Origin of the sequence: Chryseobacterium sp. 22532, assembly GCF_052044665.1 — a bacterium.
Taxonomy (GTDB): Bacteria; Bacteroidota; Bacteroidia; order Flavobacteriales; family Weeksellaceae; genus Chryseobacterium; species Chryseobacterium lathyri.
In genome coordinates this window covers 732,838-744,586 of sequence record NZ_JBQENJ010000002.1, presented here as the reverse complement: position 1 = coordinate 744,586, position 11,749 = coordinate 732,838, and the positions used below count along the sequence as shown (strand labels likewise).

General features: G+C 35.8%; 12 protein-coding genes. All 12 read right to left on the bottom strand.

The features are described 5' to 3' along the window. Nucleotides 1–44 precede the first annotated feature (44 nt). The 12 genes from ACTJIV_RS07605 to atpG all read right to left on the bottom strand — a co-directional run bounded on the left by ACTJIV_RS07605 (nucleotide 45) and on the right by atpG (nucleotide 11,716). Nucleotides 45–1,424 carry a dipeptidase gene (locus ACTJIV_RS07605; RefSeq protein WP_223559366.1) on the bottom strand — a complete coding sequence of 460 codons (1,380 nt, stop codon included), beginning with the start codon at nucleotides 1,422–1,424 and terminating at the stop codon, nucleotides 45–47. A gap of 77 nt (nucleotides 1,425–1,501) precedes the next feature. Then, on the bottom strand, nucleotides 1,502–2,167 hold the full coding sequence (locus ACTJIV_RS07600) for an OmpA family protein (RefSeq protein WP_336378656.1): 666 nt from the start codon (nucleotides 2,165–2,167) through the stop codon (nucleotides 1,502–1,504). 136 nt (nucleotides 2,168–2,303) lie between these two features. Continuing rightward, complete coding sequence (locus ACTJIV_RS07595) at nucleotides 2,304–3,452, bottom strand: class I SAM-dependent methyltransferase (protein WP_440626615.1); 1,149 nt, start codon at nucleotides 3,450–3,452, stop codon at nucleotides 2,304–2,306. A 122-nt stretch (nucleotides 3,453–3,574) separates the two neighbouring features. Next, a complete protein-coding gene (locus ACTJIV_RS07590) occupies nucleotides 3,575–4,015 on the bottom strand; it encodes a DinB family protein (protein ID WP_440626613.1) in 441 nt (146 codons plus the stop codon). A 170-nt stretch (nucleotides 4,016–4,185) separates the two neighbouring features. Further along, complete coding sequence (locus ACTJIV_RS07585; protein WP_440626611.1) at nucleotides 4,186–4,569, bottom strand: GxxExxY protein; 384 nt, start codon at nucleotides 4,567–4,569, stop codon at nucleotides 4,186–4,188. A 72-nt stretch (nucleotides 4,570–4,641) separates the two neighbouring features. After that, nucleotides 4,642–5,802 carry a methylmalonyl-CoA mutase family protein gene (locus ACTJIV_RS07580; protein WP_440626610.1) on the bottom strand — a complete coding sequence of 387 codons (1,161 nt, stop codon included), beginning with the start codon at nucleotides 5,800–5,802 and terminating at the stop codon, nucleotides 4,642–4,644. A 208-nt stretch (nucleotides 5,803–6,010) separates the two neighbouring features. After that, nucleotides 6,011–6,367 carry an FtsB family cell division protein gene (locus ACTJIV_RS07575; RefSeq protein WP_111958073.1) on the bottom strand — a complete coding sequence of 119 codons (357 nt, stop codon included), beginning with the start codon at nucleotides 6,365–6,367 and terminating at the stop codon, nucleotides 6,011–6,013. Between the two features lies 1 nt (nucleotide 6,368). After that, the gene (gene udk / locus ACTJIV_RS07570) at nucleotides 6,369–6,983 is read right to left on the bottom strand and encodes a uridine kinase (protein WP_440626608.1); all 615 of its coding nucleotides are present in this window, start codon (nucleotides 6,981–6,983) and stop codon (nucleotides 6,369–6,371) included. A gap of 120 nt (nucleotides 6,984–7,103) precedes the next feature. After that, nucleotides 7,104–8,942: a T9SS type A sorting domain-containing protein gene (locus tag ACTJIV_RS07565; protein WP_440626606.1), complete on the bottom strand. Its 1,839-nt coding sequence runs from the start codon at nucleotides 8,940–8,942 to the stop codon at nucleotides 7,104–7,106. Between the two features lie 129 nt (nucleotides 8,943–9,071). Further along, entirely contained in the window at nucleotides 9,072–9,377 is a 306-nt protein-coding gene (locus ACTJIV_RS07560; RefSeq protein ID WP_111958079.1) for an ATP-dependent Clp protease adaptor ClpS, read from the bottom strand. Nucleotides 9,378–9,387: 10 nt separating this feature from the next. Further along, a complete protein-coding gene (locus ACTJIV_RS07555) occupies nucleotides 9,388–10,746 on the bottom strand; it encodes a hemolysin family protein (RefSeq protein WP_111958081.1) in 1,359 nt (452 codons plus the stop codon). Nucleotides 10,747–10,849: 103 nt separating this feature from the next. Beyond that, nucleotides 10,850–11,716: an ATP synthase F1 subunit gamma gene (atpG, locus tag ACTJIV_RS07550; RefSeq protein WP_111958083.1), complete on the bottom strand. Its 867-nt coding sequence runs from the start codon at nucleotides 11,714–11,716 to the stop codon at nucleotides 10,850–10,852. Nucleotides 11,717–11,749: the final 33 nt, after the last annotated feature.

Sequence of the window (11,749 nt, the reverse complement as noted above, 5' to 3'; positions counted from 1 at the left end):
CCGATTTTGGAACGCTTTACTGAATATGATTATAAAATATTTAATTATTTTGAATAGTTCTGGAAGAACAGCGGAATACTTTCAATTCCTTTATAGAAATTAAACAGCCCGTAATGTTCATTCGGTGAGTGAATTGCATCTGAATCCAGCCCAAAGCCCATTAGCACAGACTTAGCGCCTAATACTTTTTCAAACATTGCCGTGATCGGAATACTGCCTCCACTTCTGTAAGGAAGAACTTCTTTACCAAATGCAGTTTCCATAGCCTGCTTAGCCGCTAAAAACTCTTTAGTATCACTTGGTAAAACATATGGCATTCCTCCGTGGTGAGGTGTTACTTTTACTTTAACATTCTCAGGAGCAATTTTTTCAAAATATTTTGTGAATTTTTCCGTGATCTCTTCAGGAGTCTGATAAGGAACCAGACGCATTGAGATTTTAGCAGAAGCTTTGGAAGGAATTACTGTTTTAGCTCCTTCTCCTGTATATCCTCCCCAAATACCATTACAGTCTAAAGTAGGACGGATAGAGGTTCTTTCAAGCGTTGTATAGCTTTTTTCACCTTCCACTCCATTGAGTCCGATAGATTTCTTGAATTCTTCCGGATTGTCTTTCAATTTGTTCATATCTGCTCTTTCAGCATCTGATACGGTTTCTACATTATCATAAAATCCGTCTATGGTAATATGTCCGTCTTCGTCGATCAGTTTAGCAATCATTCTGGAAAGTACGTGAATCGGATTAGGAACGGCTCCTCCATACAATCCTGAATGAAGATCTCTGTTCGGTCCTTCTATTTCAACTTCTACATAGCTTAAGCCTCTTAAGCCAGTTGTAACAGTTGGCTGTTCGTTGCTGTAAATATGAGTGTCGGAAATTAAAATACAGTCGCAAGACAATTTTTCTTTGTTTTCGTTAACGAAGTCTCCCAAGCTTACGGATCCTACTTCTTCCTCACCTTCCAAAATAAATTTAACATTACAAGGAAGAGAGTTTGTCTTCATCATCGCTTCAAAAGCCTTTAAATGCATAAAAAACTGTCCTTTATCATCCGCAGAACCTCTTGCAAAAATGGCTCCGTCAGGATGAAGTTCTGTTTTTTCAATATAAGGTTCAAAAGGTGGTTTTGTCCAAAGCTCCAATGGATCTGCCGGCTGAACATCATAATGTCCGTATACCAATACTGTTGGCAAATTTTTATCTAAAAGTTTTTCTCCAAAAACAATAGGATATCCTTTGGTTTTGCATACTTCTACATTGTCAGCCCCTGCATTTTTAAGATATTCTGCAACAACATCCGCACATTTCAAGACGTCATTTTTATAAGCCGGATCTGCAGAAATAGAAGGAATTCTCAATAACTCAAATAATTCATCCACGAAACGCTGTTTGTTTTCATTGATGTAATTTAATGTCTCTTGCATTTTAAAAATTTGTTTCGTTAAAAATAAAAAAAATGCCCTGCTTGAGCAAGACATTCATATACTTTATTGTATTTAAATTATTTTGTAAATCTTACAGACATTTTTCTGTCAGACGCTCTTTCTGCATCAGATGCTTTTGCATCCACTTTTGCAAACTGGCTTCCATATCCTTCTGCTGAGACAATCTGTCCTCCGGCACCTAAAGCGGTAAGCTGAGCCTTAATGAAATTGGCTCTGTCCTGAGATAATTTCACATTTTTAGGTTCATCTCCGGTTTTATCAGTATAACCGCCAATTTTAATTTTTGCATCCGGGTAAGCTTTCAAAATTTTAGCAAGATTACTCAACTGCTCCTGAGAACCAGCTTCCAACTGATTGGCAGAACCCATTTTGAAGTTAACATTATCAAAGTCATACCATACATTTTTCAATCCATCTTCTGTAGCAGAAGCATATTGTCCGGATTTCAGGTATTTTACAATGCTGTCTTCCATTCCGTTAGCAAAACCTTTCAGAGCAACCCCATTTAAATCAATAGAAACCTGAGATCTCTTCTCAGCATGTTCAGAACCATGTCCTGCAGCAGCTTCATGACCGTGTGCTTCACCTCCACCCTGTGCATCGTCGGAATATCTTTCTACTCCTTCTTCCAGTTTCAGAGTATTCTTGTTTCCTCCTGCCTGGATCTTTTTACAGCTTACGGCTACTGTTGCAACAGCTAAACATATAATGAATTTTTTCATATGTAAAATTTATTTTTTAAATGTCATATGGAATCGCATTATTTTAGCCGGTTATCATATTTTAACAGCAAGCGATTTCATGCTTAAATTTTTGATTGCCCAAAAGTAAGAAATCCTGCTTTTTTCGGCAACATTTTTATACTGATTTTAAAATAATTTTCCCTTTTTTGGATTGTGTAAAAATAAGGTAGCCTTCACCACCGTCTTTTATTCCATATTTCTTTTTGATATCTTCAGGTTTTAAAGGATAATTCTTTGAAATAATATTAAACTGCTCTTTCTTTTTAATTTGCTTAGATTCAACAGATTCCATTTCTAAAACTCTACCGGGAAAATCATTAATTTTCTGATCTGAAGTATAGAGATGGGTATTGGGATGAAGTTTTTTAAGCCTGAATCTTTCTGAGACCAGATTAAAAATTCCGGCTTTTAAAATACTGTTATTAGGAATATAGATGAACTTTTCAGGCTCGGAATACACAGGCTGAGCATTGTCCTCTTCTCCAAATACGAACTTAAAATCAGGTTCCCCGCTTTCCAGGTTGATACAATTTACTGTAATGCCATTTCTTTTTTCATTGGATAAAAAAACAACGGCTTCTTTTACATCATTTTTCAGGGCTATTATTTCTATCCTGAAAATACCTGGCAATACCGAAATCAGATATTTTAAATCGATTAACGGTGAAAGTTTTATAATCACCTGATCTGCAGTCGCAAGAAGAACGTCTTTAATCTGGAGGATATCCGGCGAAAGATCTTCAAGCAGAAATACTTTATTTTTGTTGTGGTCTCTTCTTGCAGGATCTAAATAAATAACATCAAAATATTCTTTATTCGTACTCAGAAAGTCTTCCAGATTTTGATTGATAAAAGATGCTTTTCTGCCTAAAATTCCCCAATTATGTTCTACTATATTCAGTAATTCGAGGTTTTTTTCCACGAGAGTCACCTCATTGAAATTCCCGGAAAGATAATAGGCATCGATTCCAAAACCGCTGGTCAGGTCCACGAATCTATTCCCTTTAAGGATCTGCGACTTGTAAAGTGCCGTTGTTTCCGAAGAAGCCTGCTCTAAATTAAGTTGCGGCGGAAAAATAATGCCTTCTTTCAGCAGAAACGGAAATTTCTTCTGGGCAGTTTGTTTTCCTTTAATCTGCTGCACAATTTCCGACATGGAAACATCTTGAAATGGGGATTTTTTTAACAGAAGAGAATGCAGATCTGTATTCAGATTTGCATTGATATAGTTTTGAATTTCTTTGTTTAATAATTTGTTTTCCACAGATTTCCTGGAATTTTCAAATTTTATAAATGAATAATATAAATGATTATAAAATACTTCGACTCCGCTCAGAATGACGTTCTATGACTGTTCATTATATTTTTCAAGGCAATACCTAGATTTTATCTTTTATAAAAAATATAATCTGTCAGTAACGGATCAATACCGCTTTGTTTTAGAAGGGAATTGATCTGGCCCCGATGATAGGTTGAATGGTTTATGGCATGAAAAAGCATTTCAAAAATACTATTTTCAAATTTTATTCCTCTTGAGTTCTGATATTCCACTCTGTTATCCAGATCGGATTTTTGAATGATATCAATACTTTTCAGAAAATTCTGCTGATTAATTTCATCAAGAGACTCAAAAGGGTTGACCTGCCAGACTTCAAATGAGTTTTCGCCCAATATCCGTGAATTCCAGATCTGCTGGGCATTCAATATATGATTGATCAGATTGATTGTTTTTTCATCAACTTTCGATCTATTCTCTGAAATATATTTAATCATTTCTTTGTTGAAATGATGAGTGTATTCAAATAGATCAATCAGTTTTTCTTTCATTACATGATATTATTTTTCTTAACCACAGATTACGCAGATTTACACAGATGTTTACGATTAATTTCCATGATCCTAAAATTAGGTATAAATGGTATTAAAAGAATAAAAAATTTACACATAATCATCTGTGTAAATCTGCGTAATCTGTGGTTTAATAATCTATATTTTTTTTAATCTAATTCTCCGTTTACTTTTCTGAAAATACTTTTATTAATATAGTCAGTATTAAAGTTCACTAGAATGCCGAGCTTTAATCCGGTAAGTTTTAGATAAGTCAACAACTGTTGATGATGTATATTAGCTATATCTGTAGTAGCTTTTATCTCTATAATTACTTTATTTTCAACAATTATATCCGCAATAAATCCTGATTCTATAACAGTATCCTTAAACTTAAGATTCATTGGGACCTGAGTTTTTACCATTAATCCATTATTTTCAAGTTCATAAGCCAGAACTTTTTCATAAACCTTTTCTAATAAACCTGGGCCAAGCTCATTATAGACAGAAAAAATGCATTTCCTGACATAAAAACTTATCTCATTTTCTTTCATTATATTGTGTTTTTAAAATAACAGATATCTTTTAAGATTACCTGTATTTGAGAAGTCTGGGGAACCTATAAATTACTCAAACATTTCCGCCCAACGTACGGCTTTTATTTCTTTTTCGTTGTAAAGATCCTCTATTGATCTTTTAACGTCTAATTTGGGGTATAAATTCACTCCTATCAGCTTTATTTTACCTTCTTCCACCCATCTTTGCTCTTCAACAGCATGATCGTAGATCTTTTTCTGAATGATTCCCTGTTTCAAAAGTTCCAGATACCCTCCTGCCTCTTCTATTTCAACAAATAATGCCCAGGATTTTTCTGCCATCTGACGGGTAATATCTTCAACGTAATAACTTCCGTTCGATGCATCCTCAAATACATTAATGATGCTTTCATAAGCGAGAACAATCTGCTGCTTAAAGGAGATTTCTTCGGAATTATCAGTACTTCTGTTCACCAGATAATTATTGCTGAAAACAGCATCTGCTCCTGCAATCATTGCAGAAGCGAGTTCTAAGGTTGAACGGATCAGGTTATTTTCATTATCGGAAACCGCTTTATTTCTTAAAGATGTCTCTGCAAAAATATATGGCGTTTCATTTAAACCATATTCTTTGGAAAGTTGGTTAAAAACTATTTTAAAAGCTCTCAGCTTAGCTATCTCAAAGAAATAATTCCCACCCACTGCTATTCTGAAAATCAGCTTGTTCAAAATTTCAGAGCCATACACTTCAGCAAGTTCCTTGGTTTTCGCCAGCGCAATTCCCAACTGCTGGTAAATGGCAGCTCCGGCATTCTGATGAAGTGAAATATCAACACAGATGTTTCTTCTGAAGTCTTTTGATAAAAGTTCTTTAGTCAGCTGGTCATCAATGATGCCTTCATTTTCTTTAAAAACATCAATCAGTGAAAAATACTGGTCTTCTTCTTTCGGGCTGATATGACCGGCAAGGTCTTTATTATTGACAAAAATTGTTTTTTGCTCAAGGTTTTCTACGTTGTGGTCTAAGACAAATGCAAATACATCTTCTTCCAGGCTTTCGTGATATCTTGCTACGAGATGGGTATTTTCCTCAACTTTCGGCAGGTTTGCCAATGGTTGCTGAACTTCACTGTAAAAAGGTTTTACATCAATTCCTTCCAGATTTTCCTTATTTAAGATGGAATAAATGTCTTCTGTTTTAAGCTGTTTTTTTACTAAATTTTCCCAGTTTGGAAGTATATCTGCTGACATTGGCTGTTTATTATGGGTGAATGGTGAATTTTGCTTTGCAGGCAATGGTAAAATTATTAAAATTGACAATTAACCATTGATAATTCACGATTACGTTTATCATTTTTATGTGAATGGTGAATTTTGCTTCGCAAGTCAATGGTGAGTCATGAAAATAGACTATTGACCATTCACAGCAAAGCTAATTGACTTTCACATTTCAAATTTCTTATTTTTTAGCACTATTTGTGCTGTCTACTACCAAAATGAAGATCTCTTCATCCGGTTTTTTCATAAAATAATTTTCTCTTGCGTATTTTTCTTTTTCCGACTTATTGTTCATCAGCTTTTTATAAAAAGTATCATTTTTTTCGTACTCTTTTTTATAGTATTCAAGCTGGTCTTCATATCGGCTGATTTCACCGTTCAGTTCATTAATAACAAGGAAAGAGGTTTTATCAAAGAAAATCATCCAGACCAAAAACATACAGATTGTAATGGTATATTTATTCAGAACATATTTCTGGATCATTTTAAATGTTTCAGATTTCGGCTGAATGTCTTTAATAAGTTTGTTTTCTTCCATTTTAATGTTTTCTCAACGAATTTTTAATAACAGTAGTTAAAAAATCAATCGCTACGGAATTCTGTCTCATATTCGGAATGATCAGATCTGCGTCATTCTTGGATGGCTCAATGAATTCCTGATGCATTGGCTTCAAAGTGGTCTGATAACGGTGAAGGACTTCACTCAGATCTCTTCCTCTTTCCTGAGTATCCCGCCTGATTCTTCTGATCAGTCTTTCGTCTGAATCTGCATGAACAAATACTTTTAAATCAAATTCTTTCAGCAGTTCTTTGTTCGTCAATACCAGAATACCTTCTACTACCAATACATTTTTAGGTTCTACAGTGACGTGGTCGCCAGTTCGGGAATGGGTTACAAAGCTGTAAATGGGCTGTTCTATAGACTCATTGTTTTTTAAAGCTTTTACGTGTTTTATCATTAAATCGAAATCTATAGACTTTGGATGGTCATAATTAAGCGCCTCTCTCTCGATCAGTGTCAGATTCGGGTTATCGTGATAATAATTATCCTGAGAAAGGATATTCATTCCTTCAATATCAAGCTGTTGCAGTATCTTATCAACAACTGTAGTTTTGCCGGATCCTGTTCCTCCAGCAATTCCTATTACAAGCATTCTTTTTTGTTTCTTTATAGTTGGTACAAATATACTATTTTAGATGAATGCAAGTAAAACAATCCCGCAGAATTTGGTATAACAAAAAAATCCGATGTCTGGGCACCGGATTTAAAGTTTTTATTTTTTAATGAATTTTGCAGATAAATTAATTTCTTTTACGGTCAGGATATAATTTCCGGACGGAAGGTTTGAGACATCAATTCTGTTGCTGTTATTCCTTATCGTTGTTTCCATTACTTTTCGGCCTTCCATGTTATAAATTTCGGCTTTTTCTTCTTTGTTCCCTTTCAACAAAACGATAAGAACATCAGAAACCGGGTTTGGATATACTGAAACTGGGTTTTCTTTAACTGTTTCTTTGGTACCCAGTGTACAGCTGTATTCCGGAAGAACATAGCCTGCAGCTGTAAATTCCTCTGTCATAGCGGTGATATCATTACAATTGAACCCGAACTGTCCCAGCATATCAATACCGGCCTGTCTTACGGCAATGGCCGCATTTTGCTGGTTTGTTGTTGAAGTTGTTAAATTCAGTCCTTCTAAAAACGCTCTGTCCGTTTTCTCTTTTCCTATTCTGTTATAAATTCTCATCAGTGCCGCAGACCAAATCTGTGCTTTATCATAATAGGAACCGGATCCCGGATATGTCATTGTAGTATTGGTTATTCTGCCATCCCAGAAAGAATTATGACCGTCCCAGCTGAACATCCAGTTGTATTCCGGAGCAGATGTAGACCATTGATTTAAGCTTCTGCTGTAAGACTGTGCCCAGTAATCGCCACATCCTTCACTCAGACCATCTGCATTGGAAATTCCTCCTGCCAGCCAGTGATGAATTCCGTGTCCCAATTCATGTAAAATTACATCAGCATCTTCAGCATCGTCTACACCGCCTTCACCAAATCCAAGTGACTCACTTCCTGTCAGATAATGAGAGTTATCCTGACCACTAAAACCATGCGGATCAAATCTTAATACCCCATTGTTTTGTGAAGGTTTGCAGACAATTCCTAAAGTTACATTGATGTATCTTAAACTATTATCAAGGTGCCAGTAAGCATTCACTGCTTCAAATCCATCATCACTTCTGTTAAACAAAAACTGATTGGTAGACTGTGTAAAAATTCCTTTTGCAGGTGCCTCTATCTCCTTAATTTCTGCATACGTTCCCTTTAAGGTATAAATTCCGCCTGTAAAATCAATTTCAGGAATTGTCACTAAAGTTCTTGCAGCATCCAGACTGGCGTTGGTAGCGTCGTTATTATCTACAAAATCACCTGCATAAGCTGATCCTGTTTTAGATAAAGGATCCGGTTGAAAAATGTAGGCACTTCCAGTTACCAAAGCCTTCTTTGATGTTATTTTTTTATCTTTTTTCTTATGAAGTGAATCATTTTTATCATGATGTTTTACAGAAATGTCTTTCATGCTGATCACATCACCTGTTTTTGCATCCACAATGGTTTCCCAGCTGCCGGGATTATCAAAAGAGCTGATCAGTACCCTGTAAACCAGTTTTGTTTCTCCTGAATCTGTAATGTAGATAAACAGCTTATTTTCTTCATAGGTAATCTCTCCTTTTGACCGGGAAGCTCTATGGGCTTTTTTAAGCGCTTCTGAAGCAGACACAGAGGGAGCCGTATCAGTTTCTTTCAGGTTTTTCTTCAAACTTTCTGTCCCTGTATAACTTATTTTACCGGATTTGTTGAAATGGACCACAATTTCAGACTGAAAAACAGGAACGTCTTTTATCATCTGCTGAAATCGCAGGGTTTCTCCTGTATTGCTTTTGCGTACCGAGCTTAATGTGAGTCCGCTGAATCCCGGAATTCCTAAATTTCTTGAGTTTTCTTTGATCCAGTTTTTAGCCGGAGCTTCAAAAGATGATTCCTGAGCATGTAATGCGGAACAGCATAATATACTCCCAAGAACCAGCGAAGTAATTTTTTGTTTCATTTATTTATATTTAGAGTGTGTCTTAATTGCTAATATAAATAAATATGACGAAATTTTTCACCAATAAGTGTATATTCTCTAAAAAAAACATGCTTTAATAAGAAACACTGCCAATTGGCAGTGTTTTGATTATACTATTTCGCTTGTTAATTCTCTCGAAAGCAGTTTTTCATGCATGGGCTTAAGGAGATCCATAGAACCTGTTTTTACTGTGCATTTGCCTTTGTAATGGACGAGCATTGTACATTGCTCCGCCTGTTCCAGGGTATGCTTGCAGATCTCTATCAGACAGTCTATCACATAATCAAATGTGTGAATATCATCATTATGGAGAACCAGTTTATATACTTCATCTGTGTCATCCAAAACCAATACTTCTTCTTCATATTGACGTTTTGGATCTTCGTAATCTTTTATGCTGTTATAAAAAATCATTTCTACCTTTTTAAACTTCCCCTATTTTATCGGCCAGGTCATTAAGTACATTCGGCCCTTCGTATACTAATTCTACGAGCTCTACACTCTTATTATTCATTTTCAGAATCTTGAAATGATAATTTTCCAAATCAAATTCGTCGTTTTCCTCCGGAATATCTTCCAGTTCATGCAGAATGAATCCTGCGAGTGAGTTGTATTCGCTTTCTTCAGAAAGAGGTAATTTTTTAGGCAGATATTCGTTGATTTCATCCAGTGGCTGCGTAGCCTGAACCCAATAAATATTATCTCCTATTTTATCTACCAGCTTATCTTCATCATCTTCTTCATCCTGAATTTCTCCTACAAGCTCTTCCAGAATATCTTCCAGGGTAATAATACCTTCTGTTCCTCCAAATTCATCAATAACTATTGCAAGGTGCTGTTTTTTCTGCTGGAAGATTTTCAGGAGGTCCGAGATCTTTTTGCTGCCCACAACAAAGAATGCATCACGCATAAGATCTTTAAGATCCTCATGGTTAAGGTCTCCTTTTCTCTTTACAAATTCCCTGATAATCTCTTTGGTATAGAAAATCCCAATCACATTATCTATGGAATCAAGATACACGGGAATACGCGAATAGCCGCTATCCATGATCTTGTTGATAATTTCATTGATATCTTCTTCAAAGTCAATAGACGTGATATTCTGTCTTGGAACCATGATCTGCTTGGCGGAATGATCTGTAAAATCAAATGCATTTTTAATGATCTCATAATTCTCTTCTTCAATCTCGCCACTATCAGCACTCTGCTTTACCAGAAGCTGAAGTTCTTCGGTGGAATGAATTTCCTGTTCGGAAGCCGGATGTATCTTAATTAATCTTAGAAATGTATTCGACATCAGGTTCATCAACCAGATAAATGGTTTGAAAACCGTGTAAAAAACTCTTAATGGAACTGCTGTAGCCATTGTAGTCGCTTCCGACTTTCTAATGGCAATAGATTTCGGGATAAGCTCACCAAATACAATATGCATCACAGTAATTAATACGAAACTTGTCACCACTGAAATTGTGGTAATTGTTGTTTGGGTAAGCTCCACATTCAAAGAGTGGAAAATACTTTCAACTACGTGGTGCAGGGCACTTTCACCTACCCAACCCAACGCAAGAGATGCCAGGGTAATACCAAGCTGTGTTGCAGACAGGTATTCATCAAGGTGCTTGATAATATGCTCCGCCTGTTTTGCCATAGAGTTACCTTCGGCTGCTTTTAACTGGATCTGTGAATAACGAACCTTAACAATTGAGAATTCTGCGGCTACGAAAAAGCCATTTAGTAAAACAAGAAATAAGGCTAGCAAAAGCCTGACTATATCCGAGTCCATTTAGAAGTTGTATAATATTTTAGTTTACAAAGATAGATAAAATATAAATAACAAGAAAAGCATCGATAATATCGATGCTTTAATATTATGTTAAAATAATTCTTTACGAATTTTTCAAAGCTTCTGCTCCGGAAACGATCTCTAAGATTTCGTTTGTAATGGCAGCCTGTCTTGCTTTGTTGTAGAAAATGACAAGATCATTTTTAAGTTCCTGCGCATTATCTGTAGCTTTGTGCATTGCTGTCATTCTCGCGCCATGCTCAGAGGCAACTGAATCTAAAACTGCTTTGAAAACCTGGGTTTTGATCGCTTTAGGGATCAAATTATCAAGAATTTCATTTCTGTTCGGCTCAAAGATATAATCTGTTTCCACCTGAGTTTCTTCAGCTTTTTCAGCCATAGAAATCGGAAGAAGCTGTTCAGTAGTTACTTCCTGAGTAGCAGCATTAACAAATTTGTTGTAGATTAAATAAACTTCGTCAAATTTACCTTCTTTAAAGCTGTTCATTACTCCTTCAGTAACATGAGATACTGTATCAAAGTTTAAGTTATCAAAAACAGCACTTTCATTAGAGTATACCGTACGGGTTCTTCTTACCGCATCAAAAGCTTTTTTACCGATGGTAAGCACTTCAACTTCGTATTGAGACTTATCTCTAAACTGGATGTTAAGCTCTTTTACAATAGATGAATTGAAAGCTCCTGCAAGACCTCTGTTTGAAGTAACAGCGATGAAAAGAATCCTCTTCACTTCTCTTTTTTGAGCATAGATAGAAACCTGATCGGGATCAGAGCTAGAATTTACATTCTGGATGATTTCCTGCAGTTTTTCAGAATAAGGTCTTAGCATTACGATGGCATCCTGTGCTTTTTTAAGCTTCGCAGCGGAAACCATTTTCATAGCACGTGTAATCTGCATCGTAGATGAAATTGACGTAATTCTACCTCGTATTTCTTTTAAGTTTGCCATTAATTTGGGTTCAAAGTTTATGGTCTAAAGTTT

Bases quoted from the DNA above. Each gene is read 5' to 3' on its own strand.
- ACTJIV_RS07605 (WP_223559366.1), bottom strand. From the start codon at position 1,424: ATGCAAGAGACATTAAATTACATCAATGAAAACAAACAGCGTTTCGTG.
- ACTJIV_RS07600 (WP_336378656.1), bottom strand. From the start codon at position 2,167: ATGAAAAAATTCATTATATGTTTAGCTGTTGCAACAGTAGCCGTAAGC.
- ACTJIV_RS07590 (WP_440626613.1), bottom strand. From the start codon at position 4,015: ATGAAAGAAAAACTGATTGATCTATTTGAATACACTCATCATTTCAAC.
- ACTJIV_RS07585 (WP_440626611.1), bottom strand. From the start codon at position 4,569: ATGAAAGAAAATGAGATAAGTTTTTATGTCAGGAAATGCATTTTTTCT.
- ACTJIV_RS07580 (WP_440626610.1), bottom strand. From the start codon at position 5,802: ATGTCAGCAGATATACTTCCAAACTGGGAAAATTTAGTAAAAAAACAG.
- ACTJIV_RS07575 (WP_111958073.1), bottom strand. From the start codon at position 6,367: ATGGAAGAAAACAAACTTATTAAAGACATTCAGCCGAAATCTGAAACA.
- udk (WP_440626608.1), bottom strand. From the start codon at position 6,983: ATGCTTGTAATAGGAATTGCTGGAGGAACAGGATCCGGCAAAACTACA.
- ACTJIV_RS07565 (WP_440626606.1), bottom strand. From the start codon at position 8,942: ATGAAACAAAAAATTACTTCGCTGGTTCTTGGGAGTATATTATGCTGT.
- ACTJIV_RS07560 (WP_111958079.1), bottom strand. From the start codon at position 9,377: ATGATTTTTTATAACAGCATAAAAGATTACGAAGATCCAAAACGTCAA.
- ACTJIV_RS07555 (WP_111958081.1), bottom strand. From the start codon at position 10,746: ATGGACTCGGATATAGTCAGGCTTTTGCTAGCCTTATTTCTTGTTTTA.
- atpG (WP_111958083.1), bottom strand. From the start codon at position 11,716: ATGGCAAACTTAAAAGAAATACGAGGTAGAATTACGTCAATTTCATCT.